Origin of the sequence: Sorangium sp. So ce834 (genome assembly GCF_051521425.1) — a bacterium.
Classification (GTDB): domain Bacteria; phylum Myxococcota_A; class Polyangia; order Polyangiales; family Polyangiaceae; genus Sorangium; species Sorangium cellulosum_D.
Window position 1 is genome coordinate 709,637 of record NZ_CP150351.1, and the last position, 23,612, is coordinate 733,248.

Consider the following 23,612-nt stretch of genomic DNA (forward strand, 5'->3'; position numbering starts at 1 on the left):
AAGCTTGCATCCAGGGCGCTCGGGCTGCATTGATCCGAGCGAGCGCCGCGGTCATCGGGCCTCGCCCGTGCGGCGCGGCGGCGCAGTGCGACAAGGTGGTTCATCGCCCTCAGAGCCCGCGCGTCGAGAACGAGATGGGAGACACCAGGTGAGCACGACCAAAGCGTCTCTTGGAACCCTGTTCCTCATGCTCTCCCTGGCCACGCCCGCGCTGGCGCAGGAGCCGCCGCCGTCGCGGCAGCCCATCACGGACAAGACGAAGGAGCGTTGGGCGAAGAGCCAGGGAGGCCGGTTCGGGTTCGAGGTCGACGTCCTCAGCTCGTCGTACCAGGAGCAGATCGTCGAGGCGCACCCGGGCCCGGACGAGGCCAGGCTCGTGGAGTCCGATCGGCTCGGCATCGCCATCACCGCCGCCGCGCAGTACAAGATCGTCGCGGGGCTCCACCTCGACGCGGAGATACCGTTCGTCTACGGCGACGTCTCGGGCCGCCAGGACACGGACCTGTTCGGCAAGCCATTCTGGAGCGAAGGCGAGCACAGCCATTTCTTCTTCGGCAACCCCACGTTCGGCCTGCATTACGCAGGCAACGCGCTGCCGAACCTCGCGCTGTTCGGCGGCATGAGCCTGACGATCCCGCTCCATCCGCACCCGGGCTCGCGCCTCGAGGCCGCGGCGGTGGCGAATTTCCCCGCGCGGGCCTACTTCGACGCGCAGCGCGTGCTGCTCGGACACTGGGCCCTCCGGGCGCGCGTCGGGACCGAGATCCACTTCGGGAAGATCCTGTTCCTCACCCACGACGTCGCGACTCAGATCTTCCTGCCGACCCGTGAGGGGGATTTCACGAAGACCGTCATCGAGCAGGGCAACGAGATCGCGTTTCGCCCGTTCGGCAACTTCGGCATCGGCCTGCGCCTCCAGGCCGCGTTCCCCCTCTCCTCGAGCAACTCCGCCCAGCTGGCGGCGGAGCCGTTCATCGACTGGGAGCCGCTCGTGAAGGGCTCCTTCACCCGGGTCGGCGCGCTGGTCGCGCTGGACGACGATCTCGGCTTCGGCCTGGACCAGGGGAAGGTCGCCACGATCCGCGTCGCCCTCGGCAGCAAATGGTAGGAGGCGGGCGCGGCGGCGGCGAGCTACGCTGAGCGCCGCACGATGACCACGAGCTCAATCTCCGACACGTGGGTCGGCTGCCCGCGGCCGAACCCCGGTGCCCGGCTTCGCCTCTTCTGCTTCCCCTACGCCGGCGGCGGCTCATCGATCTACAGCACCTGGTGGCGCGAGCTCCCCGCGCACACCGAGGTCTGCGCGATCAAGCTCCCCGGCCGGGAGGCGCGCCTGAGCGAGCCGCCGTTCGATCGCCTCACCCCGCTCGTCCAGGCCCTCGCCACAGGGCTCGAGCGCTGGCTCGCGAAGCCGTTCGCCTTCTACGGTCACAGCCTCGGCGCGCTGGTGAGCTTCGAGCTCGCGCGCGAGCTGCGCCGGAGGGGCGCGCCCCTGCCGCGCCATCTCCTCCTGTCGGGCCGGCGCGCGCCCCACCTGCCCGACCGCGCGCCGCTCCACGGCCTGTCCGATCCCGAGTTTCTGGCGTGGATCCGCCGCATGGGCGGCACGCCCGACGAGGTGCTGCGCGAGCCGGAGCTCCTGGCGCTCTTCCTGCCCACCCTGCGCGCGGACGTGGCGGTCAACGAGGTCGAGCCGTTCGTCCCCGAGCCCCCGCTCGACTGCCCGATCTCCGCCTTCGGTGGCCTCGAGGACGAGCGCGCGAGCCGCGCCGACCTCGAGGCCTGGCGCGAGCTCACGCGCGGGGCCTTCCGGGTCGAGATGTACCCCGGCGGGCACTTCTTCCTGCGGAGCGCCCGGGAGCCGCTCCTGCGGTCGATATCGGCCCAGCTGGACGGCGTAGAGCGCGAGCTGCCCGCGTGAGGCGGCCGGCGCTGGGCGGGTGTTGAGCCCGGGGCCGGAGCCATGCAAAGAAGGGGGACCCGCAGCCTCCCTGCCCCCGGAGACCCGAACGATGACCGAATTTGAGTACCAGGACATGCTGCCCATCGGCCATGACGAGGCGCCGTACCGCCTCGTCAGCCGCGACCATGTCTCCACCTTCGAGGCCGCCGGCTCGACCTTCCTCAAGGTCGAGCCGGAGGGGCTCACCCTGCTCGCGCGCGAGGCCATGCGCGACATCGCCCACCTCCTCCGGCCCGGCCACCTCGCGCAGCTCGCGCGCATCCTCGGCGATCCCGAGGCCTCGTCGAACGATCGCTTCGTCGCCCTCGAGCTCCTCAAGAACGCGAGCATCGCCGCGGGCGGCGTGCTCCCGTCGTGCCAGGACACCGGCACGGCCATCGTCATGGGCAAGAAGGGCCAGCTCGTCTTCACGGGCGGCGGCGACGAGGCGGCGATCGCGCGCGGCGTCTTCGAGACCTACCGCGCGCAGAACCTCCGCTACTCGCAGCTCGCGCCGCTCGACATGTACAAGGAGGTCAACACGAACGACAACCTCCCTGCGCAGATCGAGATCTTCGCGACGGACGGCGACGCCTACAAGTTCCTGTTCATGGCGAAGGGCGGCGGCTCCGCGAACAAGAGCTATCTCTACCAGGAGACCAAGGCGCTCCTGAACCCCGAGAGCCTGCTCTCCTTCGTCGAGGCCAAGATCCGCGCGCTCGGCACGGCGGCGTGCCCGCCGTACCACCTCGCCATCGTCGTCGGCGGCACCTCGGCCGAGCACACGCTCAAGGTCGCGAAGCTCGCCTCGGCGCGCTACCTCGACACGCTCCCGGCCGAGGGCAACGCGCGCGGCCGCGGCTTCCGCGACCGCGACCTCGAGCAGAAGGTCCTCGAGATCGCGCAGCGGACCGGGATCGGCGCCCAGTTCGGGGGCAAGTACTTCTGTCATGACGTGCGGGTCATCCGCCTGCCGCGGCACGGCGCCTCATGCCCGGTGGGCATCGCGGTCTCGTGCTCCGCGGACCGGCAGGCGCTCGGCAAGATCACGCGCGAGGGCATCTTCCTCGAGCAGCTCGAGGCCGATCCCGCGAAGTACCTGCCCGACACCACGGACGCCGATCTCGAGGGCGAGGTCGTGAAGATCGACCTCCGCCGCCCCATGCGCGAGATCCGCGCCGAGCTCTCGAAGTACCCGATCCGGACGCGGCTCTCGCTGACCGGGCCGATGATCGTCGCGCGCGACATCGCGCACGCGAAGATCAAGGAGCGCCTCGATCGCGGCGAGGGCATGCCGAGCTACATGCAGGAGTTCATGGTCTACTACGCGGGGCCCGCGAAGACGCCGGCGGGCTATGCCTCCGGCTCGTTCGGGCCCACCACGGCCGGCCGCATGGACGCGTACGTCGATCTCTTCCAGGCGAGCGGCGGCAGCTACGTGATGCTCGCCAAGGGCAACCGCTCGCCCGCGGTCACCGCGGCGTGCAAGAAGCACGGCGGCTTCTACCTCGGCTCGATCGGCGGTCCGGCCGCGCGCCTCGCCAAGGACTGCATCAAGAAGGTCGAGGTGCTCGAGTACCCCGAGCTCGGCATGGAGGCGGTCTGGAAGATCGAGGTCGAAGACTTCCCCGCCTTCATCGTGGTGGACGACAAGGGCAACGACTTCTTCGCCGACATCAACAAGCCGACCGGCCGGAAGCTCGACGTCGCGGGCTGAGCTCCGGCGCCCGGGGATCGCGGCCGGCCAGCTCCCTCGGCCTCCAGCGCCGGCGCGGCCGCCCCACGCTGCGCGTGCCAGACCTTCCAGGACGTGCGGACGTTCCGCGCCGACGGAGCGGAAGTAACGAGTTCGACTGGCGATCATGTCCGCCGGGCCGATCGTGGAAAACCGCTGTTTCATCCATTCGTGACAAGGCCGTTGACCCGCGCTTCGCCGCTGATCGAGCGGGATCGATCGAGGCAAAAGGTCACACTCGGGGCGCCTTTGCCCCTGTTCAGTCCGCTCTGGGCCCCACGAGCATCTCTGGATCCGGGATCCGCAGGGGCACGGTCCGTGCTTTGACTCCATGCGGAAGGAGCTGAGCATGACAGTTCGACCTGATCGCACGGTGTCCCATGGCCATGCCGAGAACGGGCACCACCGCTTCGAGGATCGTCACGGTGGTCCGAACGGGGCTCGTCATCACCTGGAGGAGGAGCGCCTGGAGCGGCTGGTACGCGCCGCGCAGGAGGTCTCGGACCAGCCCGAGCGCGGAGAGCGCGACGGGCGCCGCGATGCTGGCCAGGATCGACAGGCCGCCGCAGGCGGCGCCGACGGGCGGCCGGCTCCGAGGACCGCGAGCCTCGCCGATATCGAGCGCGCGGACGACGAGGGGATGCCCCCCGTGGAGGAGGCGTGATGGCGGCGCGCGCGATGAGCCTCGATGGGGTCGTCGATCGCTTCCGCTTCGTGCCGAGCGCGCTCCGCCGGCTGGAGCGCGCGCCCCTCGCGGCGGCGCTCGACGCGGAGATCCGGCATGTCGACACGTGGAGCGCCGGGCGCCTCGCCTACTACGTGGACACGCGCGCAACGGGGCGCCCCGTGGTGCTGCTGCACGGGGTCGACGCGGCCGCCTCGTCCAAGGAGATGGCGCCGCTGTTCGATGCGCTCCGCGCGGAGCGGCCCGTCTATGCGCTCGATCTCCCGGGCTTCGGCCTCTCGGAGCGCGCGGACCGCGCCTACGATCGCGAGCTCTATCGCGCCGCGGTGCGCCGCTTCCTCACGGACGTGGTCCGCGAGCCGGGCGGCGCCGACGTCGTCGCGCTCTCCCTCTCGTCGGAGTTCGCCGCCGCCGTCGCCTGCGAGGAGATGAGCCTCGTGCACAGCCTCGTGCTCGTCTCGCCGACGGGGCTCGGCCGCGAGGCGCCCGGCGCGAGCGCCGTCCTCCGGACGGTCGCGCACGTCCCTCCGGTCGCCGGGGCGCTCTATCGCGTGCTGGCCTCGCCGCCGAGCATTCGCTGGTTCCTGAAGAAGAGCTTCGTCGGCGCGCCGGATCCCGGCCTGGTCGACTACGCCATCCGCACGTCGAAGGAGCCAGGCGCCCACCGCGCGCCCCTCGCGTTCATCTCGGGCGCCCTGTTCACGGAGGACGCCTTCGAGCGCCTGTATGCGCGCCTGCCCGTCCCCACCTTGATCGTCCACGATCAAGACCCCCATTCGCGCTTCGAGCGCCTCGGCGACCTCCAGCAGCGGAACGCACGCGTCGAGGTCGCCCGCATCGCGCCCACGCGGGGCCTCCCCCACTTCGAGCAGCTCGACGCCACGCTCGAGGTCGTGCGCAGGTTCTGGGCGCAGGACCCCTGGTAAGACCCCTTCCACGAACGACCGGGACAGCGCGGAGGCGACTCCGCGCCGGGCGGACATCGGCTGCTCGAGCAGCCCCTGCGCGTCCGCGAGCGACGCGACTGCCGGTGTCGCGAGCGGTCGACCGAGAGTGCGTAGGCTGGATTACTGAAACGCGCTCTCCGGGTTCGCGGGCGCTGCGCCGGCGGCAGCCGGTCGAGCCGAGGAGCGACCAGGCCCCTTGCGTTCCGGGTCGTGAAGCTGCTGTTGTACGAGGTAGCCGTTGCCGAGCGGCGGGCGAGATGACAGCGCCGCACTGTATGCACGCCTACACATGGGCCGCGCGCGTTCGACTCACTTCGTTAGGACCCTGACATCCGCTGCGTCGGCCGGGTTTGCCCGCGGGCCGCGATGGAGCGCTGCGCCAGAATGCCACGGTGTGGCGGCGAACGATGGAGCGGCGCGCCACGCGTCCGGGATGTGCGCGGAGTGTTTCCAAACATAAAAGTCTTTGCAAACTTGGGGTCAACGGGGTAATTAAGCTCTTATAGCGGGGGATGTCGTGAATGCAGGCGGCCAAACCATCTCGACGAACAAGCAAGTGAGCAATAGCTTGCTTGGTCGATACCGCCTGGTTGCAAAATTAGGTCGTGGGGGAATGGCGGATGTGTTCCTCGCCGTTTCCCGCGGGCCCGGGTCGTTCAACAAGCTTGTCGTTGTGAAGTGTCTCCGCGTCGGGATGGCGGAGGACCCGCGCTACGTCCTGATGTTCCTGGACGAGGCCAAGCTCTCGGCCCGGCTCAATCACCCGAACGTCGTTCAGACCTACGAGATCGGGGGCGAGAGCGGCGGGTACTTCATCGTGATGGAGTACCTCGAGGGGCAGCCGCTCAAGGACATCGTGAGGGCGGTGGTCAGCGGCTGTCCCGGCGCCGCGAGCTTCACGCGCCCGGTGTGGGTCAGGATCGTCGTCGAGGCGCTGCGCGGGCTGCACTACGCGCATGAGCTCACGGATTTCGACGGCCGCCTGCTCGGCGTCGTGCACCGCGACGTCTCGCCGCACAACATCTTCATCACGTACGACGGCGCGGTGAAGATCGTCGATTTCGGCGTTGCGAAGGCGTCCCTGAACGCGGCGCACACCGAGAGTGGGACGTTCAAGGGCAAGATGGCGTACGCCGCGCCCGAGCAGGCGATGGCGAGCGGCGACGTCGACCGGCGGGCCGACATCTTCGCGATCGGCATCGTGCTCTGGGAGCTCCTGGCGATGCGGCGGCTCTTCGACGGCGATCATGTCGCCGTGATGCACCAGCTGCTCACGCGGGACATCCCGCGGCTCTCCACCGTCGTGCCGGACATCGATCCGGCGCTCGACGAGATCGTGGAGCGGGCGCTCCAGCGGGACCCGGCGCGACGGTTCGCCACCGCGCAGGAGATGGGCGACGCGCTGGAGAGCTACCTGCGGGGCTCGGGCGAGGACGTCCGCACCGAGCAGCTCGGCGCGCACGTGCTCGCGATGTTCGCGGAGAGCAGGGCGCTCGTGCGCCAGCAGGTCACCGCGCAGTTCGAGTACCTGACCTCGCTGGACGTCGCGGGCGACATCCAGCGCACCTCGATGGTCGGCGAGTTTCCGCGCGCGTCGATGGTCATGGGGATGAACCGCTCCATGTGGCCCTCCGCGACCGCGGCGGCGCTGCCCGTCCTCACCGATCACAGCAGCCCCACGAACCACCAGCATGAGCCTGCGGCCGTCGACCCCGACAGCCTGGGCGCGACGGTGGGGCGCGTCTCGTCGTGGCGGCAGCGCGGGTATCTCGCCTCCGCGCTCGGCGTGGCGGCGCTGCTCGCCGTGGCGGCCGTCGCGATGCTCCGCGGGAGACCGGCGGAGCCGGTGGAGCCTGTGGTGTCGACGCAGCCTCCCCTCGACTCCACGGTCGATCAGGGGGTCGATTCGAACGTGGCGAAGGCCAAGGTCACGATCCGGAGCGAGCCCGCGGACGCGAACGTGAGCTGGAACGGCAGCATGCTCGGCACGACGCCGCTCAGCATCGAGCTCCCTCGGGGGATGCAGGTCGTCGTGGTGTCCAGGTCCGGCTGGTTCGACGAGTCGATCTTCCTGCAGCTCTCCGCGTCCGACGTCGTCGAGCGCACCGTGACCCTCCGCCGTCAGGAGGTCACGGGGATGCCTCCGAAGTAGAGACTCCGCGCCTCGCCGGCTGGCCCGCTGTCCACGCGCCAGGCGATCGGATGGCGGCGCGAGCCCGCTGCGTCGATACCGGTGCTCCCGCGAGAAGCGGCGGAGCCGCCGCGGCGCCAGCGACGCAGACAAGGGAAGTCCCGCGAGAAGAGGGTGACCTGCCGTGGCGTCAGCGATGCCGACAAGGGAGCTTGTCGGCACGCTTGGCGTCGTGACGGTCTCGTATGCGGGTCGCCGCAACCGGCGCGGCCGAGGCCCACGCTGGCGCGCCTGACGGACGTCGCGAGCGGTGCGGGCCCGGAGAGCGCGAGCCAGCCGGGAAGCGGCGGGACGCTCGGAGGGCCCGGACAGGAGAGCTCCACAAAGGAGCTTCGCGGAGGGTTACTCCTGCTCGATGAGGCCGCAGCCGATGCGGCCGCCGGCGTTCGGGTCTGCCGCAGCGTGGACGACGATCGAGTATTTCGTCACGTCGGTGGCCGCGTCGCCGCCGACGGTCCAGACGTCGGTCCCGCGCTTGACCGTGTGCGTGCCCTGGCCATCCTCATCGCACGTGAAGCTGCCGAGCCCTTCTCCGTTCGGAATCCAGTGGGCGCCCGCAGCGTTGCCGTTCTCCTCGCAGCTCTTGTTCTCGTGGATGTGAGCGGAGTGCTCGCCGGCAGGGCAGCCGGATACCGTGATGGTGAGCGTCACCTCCTCTCCGGACTGCGTGAACGTCGCAGTCCCGCTCAGGCCGCTCGCGTTGAGCTCCAGGAACTCCGCCTCGGCCTGCAGGGACCCGCCGCCGCCGCTCCCGCCGTCGCCGCCGCTCCCGCCGTCACCGCCGCCGTTCCCGCCATCGCCGCCGCTGCCGTCACCGCCGCCGTTCCCGCCGTCGCCGCCGCCGCCGCCGCCCGAGCCGGTCGCGGCCGACGTGCTCGCGCCGCTCGACGTGCTGCTGGACCCAGCGGGCGATTCTCCGTCGTCTCCGCACGCAGCCAAGAGAGCGCTGGCACCAAGGGCAAGCAACGAGAGCTTCAACCACCGTGACATAAGTCTCCTTTCCTCGGCGCGACCCGAGCGGGCACACCATTGCCCCCGGACACGGCCAAGCCATCGAGGGCACGAGTATGTCGCAACACGGCGAGCGTCCAAGCAACTACGTCACAAAAATCATGCATTGACCGCCTTTTCGGCGAGGGAATTGCGCTGATGATAGAAAAATGTGGCCCTGCTTGCCGACTCCAGCGCTCCGGCGCGCGTGATGGGCTATCCAGCCCGGAGCGCCCGAGCGGCGGACGCTGCAGTGGCGGCGAGGCGATCGTAGTGTCGACCGAGCCAGTCGAGAAAATCCTGATTCCACGTAGGGCCGTCTGGCCAGCCTTCACGGATGAGCGCGGCGAGCTCGAGATCCCAGCGGCCGTAGAGGTCCACGAGCGCGTCCTGGGCCCTGCGGCCGGCCAGCGCTTCAGGGTCGCCGCGACCCTCGCCCCCGTGCGCGAAGGCGTCGTCGCAGACATAGTAATTGCACGTCGCGGCGCGCCGCTCGGGCGGGATGGTGCACCCCTCGGGGCCGTGGAACACGCACCGCTTCGGCAGCGCGTGGCCGTCGCCGCCCTGGGGCTCGACGCGCAGGATGAGCAGGCCGCGGCGGCCGGGGCGCAGGTTGCCCGCGGTCATCTGATCGAGCAGCCAGCCTGCGCCGCCGAGCGACACGATCCGCCCGACGTCCGACCACTCGACCCCCGGCGGGCTGGCGCAGCAGCCGGTCGGCCCCTGCGGGCAGGCGCCGCACAGCGTCGAGTGCACCCGCGTATGCGCGCCTGCGAGCTCCAGCCGGATCATCGCCCCACCAGCGCTCGAGGATAATGGCGGCGCCCGCGTCGTCCAGCGCGCCGGCGGGCTCCGCGGAGGGGCTGGCTCACCACGCGCCGCGGAGCGCGATGCCGCTGGCCGACGCGGTGACCTCGGCGCGCGGGCTCGGTGAAGCCTCGGTGAAGAGCGCAATCCCGAGGGTGCCGGCCGCCAGCACGCCGCCGGCGATGAAGCTGGCGACGCCGAACTCGCGCGCCATGAACATGGTGTCCTCGTACCTGGCGGCCCGCTTGCATTCCGGCGCGATGAGGCGAAGGCAGTTGTTGCCGCCGACGCTGCGCGCGGTCTCGTTCCGGCTCATCTCCGCCTCGTGCGCCACGATCATCAGCCCGCCGCCGAGCGCCAGGAAGAGCGTCGAGGCCGCGGCGCCCCCGAGGATGAGGCCGGTCCGCAGCCTGGAGGCGGGCGGCGCGCTCGCGAGGGCAGGGGCCCTCGGCGCCGTCGGCCTGAGCGCCGGAGCCGGCACATCGAGCCGGACGTCGCGGAGCTCCCCGCGGCGGACATCCACGTCGACGCGGGCGGCGGCGCCGTTCAGCGTCGCGGCGATCGTGTGGCGTCCAGGGTTGACCGGGATGAGCTTGTCGCGCTCGATCGTGACCGGCTCTCCGTCGATGGTGCACGACGCCCCGGCGGGAAGGGCGATGCGGATCTCGCCCACGAGCTGGCGCGCGCGCGCCAGGTCGAACAGCCGCGACTCGTACAGCTCACGTTCCTCTGGCGTGCTCGGCGGCCGCATGATCTCCTTGCAGAGCGACAGCCAGCGCACGGCAGCGGGCGCGTCCCCGATCCGGTAAGAGAGCGCCCCGATGTTGCAGGCGGCGACCTGCGAGCGCTCCATCCCCCATATCGCCTGCCACATGTCGCGCGACTCCGCGAAGCGGCCCTCCGCCTGCGCGGCGTTCGCCTGCGCGCGCAGGCGGGCCACCGCACCTTCGACGGGCTCCCTCTCCGGCGCTTTTGTGGGCTCGGCGCGACCGGTGGATGAGAAAATCAGGAGAGCAGCGGCAATGCACAGTCCCAGGCCGAGTTGCGATATCCTGCTCACTGGGTAGGACCTCCTGGCCCGAGGTTCAGGTCAACCGCGCTCCCGGGCTCTCTTCGGCGCAGGCCGACACCCTACCAGAGGAAGCCGCCGAACGACTCGACTCTTCGTCTGCCGAACGGGCCGATGGCTCCGGGCCAAGGCATCTCCTCTCTCTTCACGCCGAGGCAAGCGCGCCCGGCACCTCCTCGCCGCGCACCGCCGCGCGAGCGCGCCGGGCGAGGAAGCCGTCGCGTCCCGGCGAGCGCCACGCCTCGGGCGCGCTCCGAGCCGAGCGCGCCCGAGCAGGTCTGACCGGAAAGGAAAAGGGAGGGGAAGGGGACCGGGGTGCTGATTTACGCCCTGGGCGTAATCAAGCGCTCCAGCCCGCGCAGCGGGATGTCCAGCCAATCGGGCCGGTTGTTGAGCTCGTAGCCGACCTCGTAGATGCACTTCTCGAGCTGGTAGAAGTCGAGCAGGAGCACCGTATCGGCGTCGCTCGCGGGCACGTACGGCGCCGTCTCGTCCGTCCGCGGCTGGGCGTCCGCCTGAGCGCGCGCGATCGTCTCCAGGTATCCCGCGAGGTAGCTCGCGGAGATCCACGCCACCCAGGCGTCGGTCCATGGCTTGAGGACGGTGACGTCCTCGGGCCGGAGGCGAGCGTCCCGGAGCGCCGAGGCGCCGGCGTAGTCGAACGAGCGCAGCATCCCGCCAACGTCCCGGAGCGGGCCGCGCTTGTAGCGGCGCTCGCTCAGCGGCCTCGCCGGCTCCCCCTCGAAATCGATCAGGATGAAGTCGTCGCCCGTCGAGAGCACCTGGCCGAGGTGGAAGTCGCCGTGCGTCCGGATGCGGGTGACGTCGAACTTCCTCGACACGATCTGCTGGAGCTTGGCGTTGATCTCGGCCTCGCGCGGCAGCATCGCCGACACCTGCTCGCGCACGTTCTCGGGGAGCGAGCGCTCGCGCTTCCGGAGCAGCGTGAAGGTGCGCGCGAGCATGCCGTGCGCCGACTGGAAGATCGACTGCTGGTGCAGCGTCGTGAACGGCTGCTGCCCGAACGCGGGGTTCTTGCTCTCCTGGCCGAGCGTGAGGTGGAGCTGCGCGGTGCGCTCGCCGAGCAGCCGCATCCTCACGAGCTCGGTGCCCATGAGCTGGTTCACGACCGGAGGCGGCGCCGCGCGCGACGCGTCGACGAGCGTGCCGGCCGGCATCGGCGGCACGCTCCCCTTCACCGACCCCTCGTCGGCGAGCACCCGCTCGAAGAAGCGGTTCAGCGACTCGAGCGTGCTCGTCCACGCGTCGCTCTGGCTCTGCACGTACTCCTGGAGCATCGCCACCGTGGTCGGCTCGCGGCCGCGGCCCTGGTACTCGATCGCCCCGGCGAGCCGCGGCGTCGAGGGGAACTGGTGGTCGGTCAGGAACCTGCCGATCTCGAGCTCCGGGTTGATGCCCTCCTCGACCTGCCGGAAGATCTTGAGGAGCAGCTTGTCGCCGTAAATGATGGTGGTGTTGCTCTGCTCGCTCTCGGCGACGCGCGCCGGGAGCTCTCCGTCCGCGCCGAGCGCCTCGAGCGTCGTCCCGAACGGCAGCGCCTGGAGCTCGCCGGCGGCGCCGGTCGCGGCGCCCTGCGCGCGGATCGCGGCGAGGATGAGCGCGGCGAACTCCGGCGTCGTCAGCGCGTCGTACAGGACGCCCTCCGGCGCCGCCGCGGCCTCGGGCTCCGGATCGCGCACCGTGACGTCGGCGATCACCGCGTGGCGCGTCCGCGCGGCGAGCGTCCGCGCCGAATCGCCCGTGGCGAAGCCGACCGGCACGACGTACGTCTCCGGCGAGCCGTCGGTGTACTCGATGCGCACGAGCAGGAGGTAGTGCTCGGCCACCGTCTGCTCGCTGCGCAGGATCGGGATGACGTCCGCGAGCGTCGTCGCGCGCCGGGTGCGCGCCTTGCCGCGGAACCAGCGCCGCGCCGCGATGAACTTCCCGAGCGCCGGCTCGAGCGCCCTGCGCCCCTCGGGCGAGAGGAGCGTCCGCCACGAGCCCCTCGTCGAGATCGCGGGCACCGCCTGGGCCTCGCCCACGGACGCCGCCGGCGTCGCCGGCTCCAGCGCGAACCAGAAGAAGTCGTGCGGCCCGAGCGACAGCGGGTAACAGCGGCTCGTGATCTCCGGGAAGCGGCTCCTGCCGAACAGCTCGACCGGGACCATGCCCTCGAAGCGCGCGAGGTCGAGCTCGACGTGCTGCGCGTACCGCGACAGGTTCGCCACGATGAGCAGCCGCTCGTCCCCGTACGCGCGGATGAACGCGAGCACCTTGCTGTTGTCCGGGTGCAGGAACTCGATCGTACCGCGGCCAAGCACCTTGTTCTGCTTGCGCAGGGTGATGAGCCGCTTCATCCACCAGAGGAGCGAGGCGGGGTTCTGCTGCTGCGCCTCGACGTTGATCGCCTCGTAGTGGTACTCGGGGTCGATGATGATCGGCAGGTAGAGCTTCTGCGGGTTCGCCCGGGAGAAGCCGGCGTTCCGGTCGGCGCTCCACTGCATCGGCGTGCGCACGCCGTCGCGGTCGCCGAGATAGATGTTGTCGCCCATCCCGATCTCGTCGCCGTAATAGAGGACGGGCGTCCCCGGCAGCGAGAAGAGCAGCGCGGTCATCAGCTCGATCCGGCGCCGCGTCTTCATGAGCGGGGCGAGCCGCCGCCGGATGCCCAGGTTGATCCGCGCGGTGTGCTCCTGCGCGTAGACGCGGTACATGTAGTCCCGGTCCTCGTCGGTCACCATCTCGAGCGTGAGCTCGTCGTGGTTCCGGAGGAACGTCGCCCACTGGCAGGTCTCGTGGACCACGGGCGTCTGCTTCAGGATGTTGACGATCGGGAAGCTGTCCTCGAGCTCCACCGCCATGAACATCCTGGGCATGAGCGGGAAGTGGAAGTTCATGTGGCACTCGTCGCCGTTCCCGAAGTACGCCGCGGCGTCGGCGGGCCACTGGTTGGCCTCGGCGAGGAGCATGCGATCGGAGAAGTTCGCGTCGATGTGCCGCCGGAGCTTCCGCAAGAACTCGTGCGTCTCCGGCAGGTTCTCGCAGTTCGTGCCGTCGCGCTCGTAGAGGTACGGCACGGCGTCGAGCCGCAGGCCGTCGACGCCCATCTCGAGCCAGAAGTCGACCACCTTGAACACGGCGGCGTGCACGTCCGGGTTCTCGAAGTTGAGGTCGGGCTGGTGGGAGTAGAAGCGGTGCCAGTAATAGGCGTTGGCCACCGGATCCCACGCCCAGTTCGACGTCTCGAAATCCTTGAAGATGATCCGGGCGTCCTTGTAGCGGTGGGGCGTGTCGCTCCAGACGTAGAAGTCGCGCCAGCGTGAGCCCTTGGGCGAGGTCCGCGCCCGCTGGAACCACTCATGCTCGTTCGAGGTGTGGTTCAGGACGAGCTCGGTGATGACGCGGATGTCGCGGCGGTGCGCCTCGCGCAGGAGGCGGGCGAACTCGCGCCGCGTCCCGTAAGACGGGTTGATGTTCGTGTAGTCCGCGATGTCGTATCCGCCGTCGCGCAGCGGCGATGGGTAAAACGGCAGGAGCCAGATCGCAGTGACGCCGAGATCCTGGAGGTAGTCGAGCTTGTCGACGAGCCCCTCGAAGTCGCCGATGCCGTCGGCGTTCGAGTCGCTGAACGCGCGGACATGGACCTCGTAGATGATCGCGTCCTTGTACCAGAGGGCGCTGCCTTCGGCGGGAGGGGGCTTTTGATCCTGGCTCATGGCTGCTCCGACGGATGCGCGTTATCCGCGCGACGACGCCGGGCGCTCAGGACACAGCGGGACGGCCCCCTCACGGCGTGAGCACACCGCCTGGGCCGGAGGAGGCCAGGAGGCAAGGCACGCTGCGGAGGTCCACCACTGGGCGCGCGCTGCCGTCCCACGCAGGTGACGCGAATCACGTGTATAGTTTAACTACTTGGAATTGCAAGACCGCGCAGGCAAACCTCGGATAGCACGGCGCGCGCGGGGCGCAAAGCGGCGCGGCGGCAGCGGGCCCGGTCCGTTGGCGTCCGTTGCCTCCGTTGCCTCCGTTGCCGCCCGTCGCCGCCGCGCTGTCGAGTCCGCTGCGTCGCGCGCTCGGCCCACACGTCGAACCGCAGCCGGTGTAAGAAGCGCCGGCACCTCGTTCAGTGATCGGGCGAGCTCATGCCCATCGAAGGAGCATTTTCATGATGCGTGTCTTCCAGGTACTCCCGCTCTCCCTGGCCGCGCTCGGAGCGCTGGCGTGCTCGTCGACGCCTGAGCCGACGATCGACCCGAGCAACCCGTGCCCGCCGGGCCAGTGGTGCGCGTCGGCCGTGCCGACGACGCCCGCGACGACGGTGCCCACGACGACGGCCACGGCCGCGCCGGCGGGCACGGCCGCCACGCCGATCCCGCCGGTCGCCGCGGTGGCCGCGACGCCCGTCCTGCAGGGGATGGGCACGACGGAGGCGCCGGGCATGAAGGCGGACGGCGGGCCGTTCGCGGCGCAGTTCCAGGAGGGCCAGACGCTCGAGCAGGACATCACCATCTCGGCCGGCAAGTGCTACACGGTCGTCGGCATCGGCATCGGCGTCCAGGAGCTCGACATCCAGCTCGTGTCGCAGCCGGCGCCCGGGCTGCCGCCCGTCGTCCTCGCGCAGGACAGCACGACCGGCGCCGCGGCGACGCTCGGCGGCAAGGCCTCCGGCTGCTGGAAGAACCCGCTGCCGATCGGCGGCCCGGGCAAGGTGATCCTCAAGGCGACGAAGGGCACCGGGATCGCGGCGGCGCAGGTCTTCTCCAAGTAACGCCGCCCTGCGCGTGCTCCGGCGGCGCGGGCGCACCGCCGGAGCGCGCGGCGCGGGCGCCGCGCCGCTCTTCTATTCTATTCCCCCCGCCTGCGTGCTCCCCTAGAGGCTGGCGGGCGCGGCCGTGCGCCGCGCGCGACGCATGAGCGAGACCGTCTTCCTCGGCCCCGACGCCAGCAATCCCTGCGCGAGGGCGCGCTGGGACTGGCTGTCGCCGCGGCTCCCCCCGGACCTCGAGCAGGAGGCGGTGCGGCGCATCGCGTGGGTGGCGCTCTCTACGATCGTCGTGGGCGCCGCCGGCTTCATCGTGTCGGAGCTCCTCCCGGGCCTCGCGCTCGGCCCCCGCCCGATCCGCTTCGCGGTCTTCCTGCCGTTCGTGCTCGTCTCGGCCGCGCTCTTCGTCGTCGCGCGGCGGCGGCTGCTCTCGCCGCCGCGGATCGTCGACCTCTCGTTCGCCTACAAGATCCTGGGCGCCGCCTCGATCGCCGTCATCACCAACGCGCAGCCGTGGCCCGAGGGGCCGATGCTGCCGGGCTGGCCGCCCGTGGCCGTCTGGGTGCTGATGTTCCCCATCATCATCCCCGCCCCGAGCGTGCGCACCCTGTTCACCTCGACGCTGGCGATCCTCGCCGATCCGGCGTGCCTCTGGGTGCTCGTCCGATCGGGCTTCATGGAGATGCCCTCGCGCGAGGCGATGTTCCGCCGCTTCTTCCCGAGCGTCATCGCGCTCGCGCTCTCCGTGTTCGTGTCGCGCGTCGTCTTCGGCCTCGGGCGCAAGCTCGACGCGGCGCGGGAGCTCGGCAGCTACCGCCTCGTCGAGCGGCTCGGCGGCGGCGGCATGGGCGAGGTGTGGCGGGCGAAGCACCGCATGCTCGCGCGCCCCGCCGCCGTGAAGCTGATCCGCCCGGAGGCGTTCCAGGGCGAGGCGGCGAGCGGCGGCAACGCGAAGGCGCGGTTCGAGCGCGAGGCGCAGGCGACCGCGGCGCTCAGGTCGCCGCACACGATCGGCATCTTCGACTTCGGCGTCGCCCGCGACGGGTCGTTCTACTACGTGATGGAGCTGCTCGACGGCATGGACCTCGACACGCTCGTCAAGCTGGACGGCCCGCAGCCGCCCGCGCGGGTGGTCCACCTGCTGCGGCAGGCCTGCCACTCGCTGCACGAGGCGCACAGGGCCTTCCTGGTGCACCGCGACATCAAGCCCGCCAACCTCTTCCTGTGCCGCTACGGCGCGGATCTCGATTTCTTGAAGGTGCTCGATTTCGGGCTCGTCGCCGTGCGCAAGAAGGACGCGGCCCCCTCCACGCTGACGGCGGACAACGCGATCACCGGGACGCCCGCGTTCATGGCCCCGGAGGTGGTGGTCGGCGACCGACCGATCGACGGCCGGACGGACATCTACGCGCTCGGGTGCGTCGCCTACTGGCTGCTCACGGGCGCGCTCGTGTTCGAGGCCGAGACCGCGATGAAGATGGTGCTGCTCCACGCCACGGAGGCGCCCGTCGCGCCGTCGAAGCGCGCGGGGCGCCCGATCCCGCCGGCGCTCGACCGCCTCGTCCTCGACTGCCTGGAGAAGGACCCGGCGAAGCGGCCGCGGTCGGCGCGCGAGCTGTCCGAGCGGCTCGCCGCGCTCCGCCTGGACGCCGAGTGGACCGAGCAGCACGCGGCGGCGTGGTGGGAGTCGGTCGCGCCGCAGTCGCTCTCGGGCCGGGCGGCCAAGGCGACGCTCGACGCCCTCGGCTGAGCGCGCGGGGCGCCGCCCAAGGCGCGGCGTCTTCAGCGGATGTTGAAGTCGACCGTCATCAACTGGCCGCCGCGCTCGATCGCCACGGACAGGTGGTTCGCGGTCCGGAGCCGCGCGTAGGCCTCCAGCGCCTTCTGCGGATCGGTGACGTCGAAGCCGTTGATCGACCGCAGCGAGTCGCCGCTCTCCAGCCCGAGCGACTCGAGCAGCGAGCCCCGCTTGATCCTGAGCTTCAGCCCGACGACCCGGCCCCCTTGCCGCTCCGGGATCACCCGGGCGGAGCGCATGAGGAGCGCCTGCTGCTCGAGGATCTGGTCGACCGCCGACCGGTCGACGTTGAACTCCGTGGCGCTCACCCGCCGGATGCGGGCGGCGATCTCCGGCGGGATCGAGCTCAGGCCGCCCTCGCCGCCGACCGGCGTCGCCTGGGGCCGCGGCGGCGGCTGCGGCTCCGGCGCCGCCGCGCGCGCGCTCTTTCCGAGCTGTAGCTGGCAGCGCGCGCCGCCCGCGGCGATCCAGACGCGGTCCCAGGCGATGCGCGCGAGCGTGCCCCCCGGCGCGTCGCCGCCGAGCCGCCGGAGCTGCGTCCGCCCGTCGGGGCCCTCGATGGCCGCGAACGACCACGCGTCGTCCTGCGAGGCCGCGATGAGCACCACGCGCCCGGCGTCGCAGAGCGGATCGCGCCACGGATCGCCGCCCGCCGCGGCCGCGCGCGCCTCGGGGGCGCCGCCCGGCGGCGGCAGGAGCGGCCCCGTCGCCGAGTCGAACGGGTTGCGCTGCAGGATCGCGTCGGCGTTCGTCGCGTGCAGGTCGTTCCGCTGCGCGCGGCCGGAGACCCGCGGCAGGGGCGCGACGCCCGCGGCTCTGTCCGGGATGATCGTCCTCCCGAGCAGGTGCGAGACCCCCGCTGCCTGGAAGTAGGCGGCGGACGCGATCAGCGTGCCCGCGATCCACGGGAAGTGATGCTTCACGGCCGCATCCAGGTCCACGGATCCTGCTCTTTCTGGGCGCGCGCGCGCCGCCGCCGTCGAGGCGAGCGCCGCGCGCACGCCGGCGTGGGAGGCGACCGTGCACGATGTCGCCACCGGCCCCCGCCCTCGGGGACGCACAGCACCGCGCATGCCGGCGTGCGCGCCGGGGCGTGCGCGCGAGCGCCGGCAGCGCGCCGCGACCCGAACGGATCAGCGCGCGCCGGCGTTCATCGAGAGGAAGGGCGAGCGGAGGGAGGTCTGGGACGGCGGGGGCCCGAGCGGTGCTCGCTCAGGGCTTCTTCTCGGGCGCCTTGGCGCCGGCCGCGGCCTCGCCGAGGCCGCGGCGGTACACCCAGGCGGCGAGGATCTTCCGGTCGTTCGCGGAGATCTTCTCCTCGAACGCCGGCATGTGGCCCTCGAGGTCCTTCGCCATGGCCGCCGGCGGGTAGGCCTTGCCGCTGCCGGGGTTCGCGATCTGCGCCTCGATCCACGCGACCGAGGCCCAGCCGCGGAGCTCGGGCGCGGCCGACTCCTCGTCGTCGGTCTTGCCGTCGAGCCGGTGGCAGCTCGTGCACCGCTGCCGGACCAGCTTCTCCCCCGCGGTCCCGGCGCTCGGCTCCCCGCGCGCCTGCGCCTCGAGGAACGCGGCGATCGTCTCCTGGTCGGCCGCGCTCATCGGCGTGAACACCTTCGCCGCCTCGGGATCCGCCGGCGGCTTGACCACCGACGGCATCATCTCCTTGAACGGCGTCTTGCCGAAGAGGTGGTCGGCGTCGGGATCCCTCAGCACCTCGAGCGCCCACGCCTTCGTCCCGAACCCGGTGAGGTCCGGCGCCGTCTGCTTGTCCTTGGGCGGGCCGAGATCGTTCAGCCGGTGGCAGCTCGCGCACTCCTTCTTGTAGAGGTCCTCGCCGCGCGTCTCCGGATCGTTGCGCAGCATCGCGAGCGCGCCCTCGGGCGGGACGCCCTGCTTGAACAGCGCGATCGCGCGCGCGGTCCGCTGGGCGTTCTGCGCCTGCGAGCGCTGGTAGCCCTCGTCCTTCGCGTCGGACGCGAACGATTTCGCGAGGAGGCCGGCGGCCCCTAGGCCGATCAGGAACAGCGGCGCGAGCGCCGGCAGGCGCGCGCGGAGCGGGCCGGGCTTCCTGTCGATGAACGGGAGCAGGGCGAGGTACAGCCCGATCACCGCCGGCAAGCCGACGGTCGCGATGAGCTCCAGCGAGCCGGGGAAGAACTTGCGCAGCTCGAAGAGCGGGCGGAAGTACCACGCCGGGCGGGCGGTGTAGTCGCTGACCGGGTCCGCGGGCGCCTCGAGGGGCGCGCCGTGCTCGATGGCCGCGAGATCGAAGAGGACGACGAGCGCGACCGCGCCGGCGAGGAGGATCATGCCGAGCTGCTTCGGGAAGAACCGGTCCGCCTTCGAGAGGTTCGCGCCGTGGGGCGCGCCGAAGCCGTGCTTGCGGAACAGCGCGAAGCTCCCGGCGAGCAGCAGGGCCGTGGCCGCCGGCAGCACGAACACGTGCAGCGCGTAGAGCCGCGTCAGCGTCATGTGGCCGAGCGAGCTGCCGCCGACCACGAGCTCTTGCGTGAGCGTCCCGACGACGGGGACCGCGCCCATGATGCCCGTCTCGACGCGCGTGCCCCAGTAGCCGTCCTGGTCCCACGGGAGCGGGTTGCCGGTGAAGGCGAAGCCGAGGATCATCAGCAGCAGGCCGAGCTTCAGGAACCAGCCGACCTCGCGCGGCGCGCGGTACGCCCCGTGGATCGCGAGCTGCGCCACGTGGACCGCGACCAGGATGACGAGCGCCTGCGCTCCGAAGTAGTGGAGGCCCCGGATGAGCCACCCGGCGCGCAGGGTGAAGTTGATGTGCGCGACGCTCGCCCACGCCGTGGTCGCGCTCGGCGCGTACGCCGACATGAGCAGCGCGCCCGTGACGGCCTCGATGAGGAGCAGCAGCGCGAGCGCGCCGCCCCAGACGTAGCCGATGCGCGCGCCGCCGGGGATGGGCTCGTCGAGCAGGCGGCGGAGGGGCTCGCGGTAGCCGACGCGCTCGTTCAGCCAGTCGCCGAAGCTCATCCTGCGATCTCCTGGAGCTCGGCGGTCCCGTCACGGTAGCGCCGGAAGTCCACCTCGACCCAGCCGTCCACGACCCGCGTCGCGAGCGGATCCATCGGCCGCGGGGACGGCCCCGTCTCCGGCGCGCCCGACAGGGCGAAGCGCGACGCGTGGCACGGGCAGTTGAAGCTCTTCTTGTCGTCGTTGAGCTCGATGCCGCAGCCGAGGTGCGGGCATGTGGCGCTCATCGCGCGGATCTTCTCGCCCTCGCGGATGACCCAGATGGCGCCGAGCATCTGGTCCTTGGCGACCGTGAAGGCGTCGCGCTCCTCGCCGATCACCTTGAGGCGTCGGGGCTCTCCTGGCGGCAGATCCGCGAGGCGCCCGACCCGGACCCAGCGCTCGCGCCCGCTTGACGCGCCGGCGTTGCCGACGGGACCGGCGAGGAACGTCGCCGCCGGCACCGCGATCGCGCCGGCGTAGGCGAGGCCGCCGATCGCCACGAGCGCCTTCAGGGCGCCGCGCCGCTCCTCGGGGGGCGGGCCGCCGAACGGCGCGCCGGCGCTCGCGGGCGCCCCAGGTTCGTGCGGCAATCCATATCCCGGGTACCCACCGGCACCAGGTTCCTTTTGCGTCGGCTCTGCCATCTCGTAGGCTCTCCCTCGCTCGCGCCGCTCCGAGGGCCCGCTCAGACTCGGACCGGGCCTCCGGCGGCCGAAGTGGACGGCAGCATATCGAAAATACGGGCCAAACGTTGAATCCTCGCCATCGCGCACACCGGGGCGATCGCATCGTCGCCGGCTCAACCGAAAGTTCTCTTTCAGGTGTTCAGGTTCCGCCGTCGCGATCGGCCGCCGCAGCGCTCACGGCGCTCGCAGCGCTGGGGGTCTCCGCCTGTGCCGCTTCGCGTCAACCGCCGGCGTGCACGCGCCCGGACCTCAGCGGGTGCGCCATCGAGGAGGTCTCGTTCGACGGCGACGAGGTGATCAGCGGCGCCGAGCTCGCCGATCGCATCGCGACCGCGGAGAGCTCGCATCTGCTCGGCGGCGCGCTCGAGCCCGTGCCGATCCTGAGCATCTGGGACGCGCTCACGGTCGAGTACGAGCGGTTCGACCGGTTCGTCCTGGAGCGGGACATGGCCCGCATCGAGCGGTACTACCGGGCGCGCGGGTTCTACAACGCGCGGGCGCGCGCGGCGCGGGTGCAGCGGACCGGCGGCCCCGGCAAGGAGGGGCGCGTGCGGGTGCGCATCGTCGTCTCCGAGGGACAGCCGGTGAAGATCGCCTCGGTGGACCTCCAGTGGCGGGACTGGACCCTGGAGAAGGGCAAGGACATCGTCCGGCCGGTGACCGACGCGAAGGCCCGGCTCCGGGTCGGCGAGCGCCTGGACGAGGACCAGTACGAGGAGCTGAAGAAGGCGCTGCTCCGCGTGCTCACGGATCGCGGCTTCGCCTACGCGACGGTCGAGGGGCACGTCGACGTCGACCTCGTGAAGAACGAGGCGCGGGTCCGCTACACGATCGAGCTCGGCCCCGAGTGCACGTTCGGCAAGGTGAAGCTGGAGGGGCTCGGCGAGCTGCCGGAGGGGCCGGTCAGGACGGCGATCGGCATCGAGGAGGGCGAGCGCTTCTCGACCGCGGCGCTCTCCGAGGCGGAGCAGGCGCTGGCCGATTTCGGCGTGTTCGGCGCCGTCGCCGTGAAGCCCGAGCTCGCGCCGCCGGGCCAGCCGAGGAGCCCGGTCGTCCCCGTGACGTTCTCCGTGGAGCCGGCCGCGCTGCGCGCCGTGAAGCTCGGCGGCGGCGCCGAGGTCGGCTCGCGCGTCGAGGCGCACCTCGTCGCCGGGTGGGAGGATCGCAACTTCCTCGGCGGCCTGCGCCGGTTCAACATCGAGGCCCGGCCGGGGCTGGTCTTCTATCCGGTCGAGTTCTCGACCCTGTTCGGCGAGGATCTCGGGGACACCTTTCGCCTCCTGCCGGAGATCCAGCTGCGGTCCGAGCTCCGCCAGCCGGGGGCGTTCGAGCGGCGCACGGCCGCGGTGCTGCGCGGCTCGTTCAAGCTCTATTGCCCGCGGACCGGTGAGTTCTGCACCAAGCCCGATGCGGCAAAGAAACCAGAAGAGGGGGAGCCAGGAAATGCAGCAAACCCTCCTCAGGAGCCCCCGGAGCACGCGATCGTCGGCTACCGCGAGTACGTCGGTTCCATCGGTTTGGAGCGGCCGTTCCTGAAATCGGACCTGAACGCGGCCCTCCTCTACAACGTTCAGCTCAACAGCCCGTTCACCTACAACGACGTGCCGCTGCCGCTGGGGTTCCAGTCCATCTTCATCCCCTATCTGCAAGCGCTCGTGTCCTACGATCGCCGCCTGAACCGGGCGGGCAAGCCGGACCGGCTGACCCCTCACCATGGCTACTACGTGGCGCTCGACGCGCAGCTCGCCGGGTACTTGCGCTTCGACACCGAGCTGGCGAACGCCATCGTCGGGCACGAGGTCCGCGCCGCGCGTGATCTCCGCCTCCAGCCCGAGTTTCGCGCCTACCTCCCCGTCTCGAGGAGATGGACCCTCGGCTTCCGCATGACGACCGGGTGGCTGTTCCCGAGCGGCTACGGCGACGCGTCGTCGGCGGATCTGACCCGGTGCGACACCCTCGCGGAGGACGATCCGGCCCGGGCGGGCTGCCGGGCGGACGTGGGGGCCGACGTCCAGCTCATGCAGTTCCGCGGGTTCTTCAGCGGCGGCGCGACGAGCAACCGCGGCTACGGGTTCAACGAGGTCGGTCCCCACGCCCGCGTGCCGAGCCTGACCGGCCAGGGGGAGGCCCAGGGCGATGAAGCCCCGCTGGTCCCCATCGGCGGCCGGTTGCTCTGGGAGGCGAGCCTGGAGCTCCGGATACCGCTCGGCGAGAGCTTCGGCACCGTGATCTTCGCCGACGCGGGCGACGTCACCCGGGAGCTCAACCTGTTCCGCTCGGGGGCGCAGCGGCCGCACCTCTCGGCCGGCGTCGGGCTGCGCTACACCACGCCGGTCGGCCCGCTGCGCTTCGACGTCGGCTACCGCGTCCCGTGCATGCAGGTCTTCGGCAAGTGCACGCCCGGGGAGGAAGGCTGGCCCGAGGACGAGCGGACCCCGAACGCGCTGTTCGGCGTGCTGCCCATCGCCGTGAACCTGGCGATCGGCGAGGCGTTCTGACGGGATGCTGAGGTGGAGCGAGCCGTCGGGCGGCGGCGCGGCCCGCGCCCGTCGCCCCTCGACGCGGCCGCGGAGGCGGGCTCAGCCCTCTTCTTCCTCGACGTTCCAGGCGGACAGCGCGGTCATTCCGATGGCGACGGCGCAGCCGCCGCACAGGGCGGGCTCCTCGATCCGGAGCTCATCGCCGCGCGACCACACGTAGAGGCCGCGCCCGGCGGGCTCGCCCTCGATGGCCGCGTCGCACACGTCGCAGCGGAGCTCGGTCGCGCCCGAGGCTGCTTGATGCGCGCGCAGCGCGCTGTCGGCGACCGCGTCGACCGAGATGCAGATCGGGTGAGTCAATGTCCCCCTGAGCCGGTGCTCCGCATTCGCGGCTCCCTCCAGCGTAGGGCGGGGGTCCAGGTTCGCGGTCCCCTTCAGAGCGCCTTCAATCACATCCACCTCCGGCGGCACGGCCGAATCTAGCTCAGGCCGAGACGGGACGCACGAGAAGGCTGTGCCTGATCCTCGTCAGGCC

General features: G+C 71.3%; 17 protein-coding genes. 9 read left to right on the forward strand and 8 right to left on the reverse strand.

The window, feature by feature from the left end; all coding sequences use genetic code 11:
- Positions 1–148 precede the first annotated feature (148 nt).
- From WMF20_RS02655 to WMF20_RS02680, 6 genes are all read left to right on the forward strand, one after another.
- Entirely contained in the window at positions 149–1,108 is a 960-nt protein-coding gene (locus tag WMF20_RS02655) for a hypothetical protein (RefSeq protein WP_437610422.1), read from the forward strand.
- A 42-nt stretch (positions 1,109–1,150) separates the two neighbouring features.
- Positions 1,151–1,921, forward strand: a complete 771-nt coding sequence (locus tag WMF20_RS02660; protein WP_437610424.1) for a thioesterase II family protein — start codon at positions 1,151–1,153, stop codon at positions 1,919–1,921.
- Between the two features lie 91 nt (positions 1,922–2,012).
- The gene (locus WMF20_RS02665) at positions 2,013–3,659 is read left to right on the forward strand and encodes a fumarate hydratase (protein ID WP_129572874.1); all 1,647 of its coding nucleotides are present in this window, start codon (positions 2,013–2,015) and stop codon (positions 3,657–3,659) included.
- Positions 3,660–4,026: 367 nt separating this feature from the next.
- Entirely contained in the window at positions 4,027–4,341 is a 315-nt protein-coding gene (locus WMF20_RS02670; protein WP_129572875.1) for a hypothetical protein, read from the forward strand.
- Positions 4,341–5,288: an alpha/beta fold hydrolase gene (locus WMF20_RS02675; RefSeq protein ID WP_437610426.1), complete on the forward strand. Its 948-nt coding sequence runs from the start codon at positions 4,341–4,343 to the stop codon at positions 5,286–5,288. Before WMF20_RS02670 ends, WMF20_RS02675 begins: the two co-directional genes overlap by 1 nt.
- Before the next feature lie 577 nt (positions 5,289–5,865).
- Entirely contained in the window at positions 5,866–7,461 is a 1,596-nt protein-coding gene (locus tag WMF20_RS02680) for a serine/threonine protein kinase (protein WP_437610428.1), read from the forward strand.
- A 381-nt stretch (positions 7,462–7,842) separates the two neighbouring features.
- Here WMF20_RS02680 and WMF20_RS02685 read toward each other — a convergent pair whose 3' ends face one another.
- The 4 genes from WMF20_RS02685 to treS form a co-directional block, all read right to left on the reverse strand.
- On the reverse strand, positions 7,843–8,490 hold the full coding sequence (locus WMF20_RS02685) for a superoxide dismutase family protein (protein WP_437610430.1): 648 nt from the start codon (positions 8,488–8,490) through the stop codon (positions 7,843–7,845).
- Positions 8,491–8,706: 216 nt separating this feature from the next.
- The gene (locus tag WMF20_RS02690) at positions 8,707–9,246 is read right to left on the reverse strand and encodes a hypothetical protein (protein WP_437610432.1); all 540 of its coding nucleotides are present in this window, start codon (positions 9,244–9,246) and stop codon (positions 8,707–8,709) included.
- Between the two features lie 112 nt (positions 9,247–9,358).
- Positions 9,359–10,237 carry a hypothetical protein gene (locus tag WMF20_RS02695; RefSeq protein ID WP_437610434.1) on the reverse strand — a complete coding sequence of 293 codons (879 nt, stop codon included), beginning with the start codon at positions 10,235–10,237 and terminating at the stop codon, positions 9,359–9,361.
- Positions 10,238–10,689: 452 nt separating this feature from the next.
- On the reverse strand, positions 10,690–14,085 hold the full coding sequence (gene treS, locus WMF20_RS02700) for a maltose alpha-D-glucosyltransferase (protein WP_437610436.1): 3,396 nt from the start codon (positions 14,083–14,085) through the stop codon (positions 10,690–10,692).
- Positions 14,086–14,534: 449 nt separating this feature from the next.
- On the opposite strand from treS, the gene WMF20_RS02705 reads away from it, so the two are divergent.
- Positions 14,535–15,137, forward strand: coding sequence for a hypothetical protein (locus tag WMF20_RS02705; RefSeq protein WP_129572882.1), 603 nt, complete (start codon positions 14,535–14,537; stop codon positions 15,135–15,137).
- 142 nt (positions 15,138–15,279) lie between these two features.
- Positions 15,280–16,881 carry a serine/threonine-protein kinase gene (locus WMF20_RS02710; RefSeq protein ID WP_437610438.1) on the forward strand — a complete coding sequence of 534 codons (1,602 nt, stop codon included), beginning with the start codon at positions 15,280–15,282 and terminating at the stop codon, positions 16,879–16,881.
- 32 nt (positions 16,882–16,913) lie between these two features.
- Here WMF20_RS02710 and gspC read toward each other — a convergent pair whose 3' ends face one another.
- From gspC to WMF20_RS02725, 3 genes are all read right to left on the reverse strand, one after another.
- Complete coding sequence (gene gspC, locus WMF20_RS02715) at positions 16,914–17,870, reverse strand: type II secretion system protein GspC (protein WP_437610440.1); 957 nt, start codon at positions 17,868–17,870, stop codon at positions 16,914–16,916.
- A 271-nt stretch (positions 17,871–18,141) separates the two neighbouring features.
- The gene (locus tag WMF20_RS02720; protein WP_437610442.1) at positions 18,142–19,929 is read right to left on the reverse strand and encodes a cytochrome b N-terminal domain-containing protein; all 1,788 of its coding nucleotides are present in this window, start codon (positions 19,927–19,929) and stop codon (positions 18,142–18,144) included.
- A complete protein-coding gene (locus WMF20_RS02725) occupies positions 19,926–20,501 on the reverse strand; it encodes a ubiquinol-cytochrome c reductase iron-sulfur subunit (RefSeq protein ID WP_437610444.1) in 576 nt (191 codons plus the stop codon). The genes WMF20_RS02720 and WMF20_RS02725 overlap by 4 nt, the downstream gene beginning before the upstream one ends.
- Positions 20,502–20,788: 287 nt before the next feature.
- Between WMF20_RS02725 and WMF20_RS02730 the strand changes: the two genes are divergently transcribed.
- Entirely contained in the window at positions 20,789–23,095 is a 2,307-nt protein-coding gene (locus WMF20_RS02730) for a BamA/OMP85 family outer membrane protein (RefSeq protein WP_437617076.1), read from the forward strand.
- A gap of 81 nt (positions 23,096–23,176) precedes the next feature.
- Here the strand turns inward: WMF20_RS02730 and WMF20_RS02735 are convergent, their stop codons facing one another.
- Complete coding sequence (locus WMF20_RS02735; protein ID WP_437610446.1) at positions 23,177–23,437, reverse strand: hypothetical protein; 261 nt, start codon at positions 23,435–23,437, stop codon at positions 23,177–23,179.
- Positions 23,438–23,612 lie beyond the last annotated feature (175 nt).

Bases quoted from the DNA above. Each gene is read 5' to 3' on its own strand.
- WMF20_RS02660 (WP_437610424.1), top strand. From the start codon at position 1,151: ATGACCACGAGCTCAATCTCCGACACGTGGGTCGGCTGCCCGCGGCCG.
- WMF20_RS02665 (WP_129572874.1), top strand. From the start codon at position 2,013: ATGACCGAATTTGAGTACCAGGACATGCTGCCCATCGGCCATGACGAG.
- WMF20_RS02670 (WP_129572875.1), top strand. From the start codon at position 4,027: ATGACAGTTCGACCTGATCGCACGGTGTCCCATGGCCATGCCGAGAAC.
- WMF20_RS02675 (WP_437610426.1), top strand. From the start codon at position 4,341: ATGGCGGCGCGCGCGATGAGCCTCGATGGGGTCGTCGATCGCTTCCGC.
- WMF20_RS02685 (WP_437610430.1), bottom strand. From the start codon at position 8,490: ATGTCACGGTGGTTGAAGCTCTCGTTGCTTGCCCTTGGTGCCAGCGCT.
- treS (WP_437610436.1), bottom strand. From the start codon at position 14,085: ATGAGCCAGGATCAAAAGCCCCCTCCCGCCGAAGGCAGCGCCCTCTGG.
- WMF20_RS02705 (WP_129572882.1), top strand. From the start codon at position 14,535: ATGATGCGTGTCTTCCAGGTACTCCCGCTCTCCCTGGCCGCGCTCGGA.
- WMF20_RS02710 (WP_437610438.1), top strand. From the start codon at position 15,280: ATGAGCGAGACCGTCTTCCTCGGCCCCGACGCCAGCAATCCCTGCGCG.
- WMF20_RS02720 (WP_437610442.1), bottom strand. From the start codon at position 19,929: ATGAGCTTCGGCGACTGGCTGAACGAGCGCGTCGGCTACCGCGAGCCC.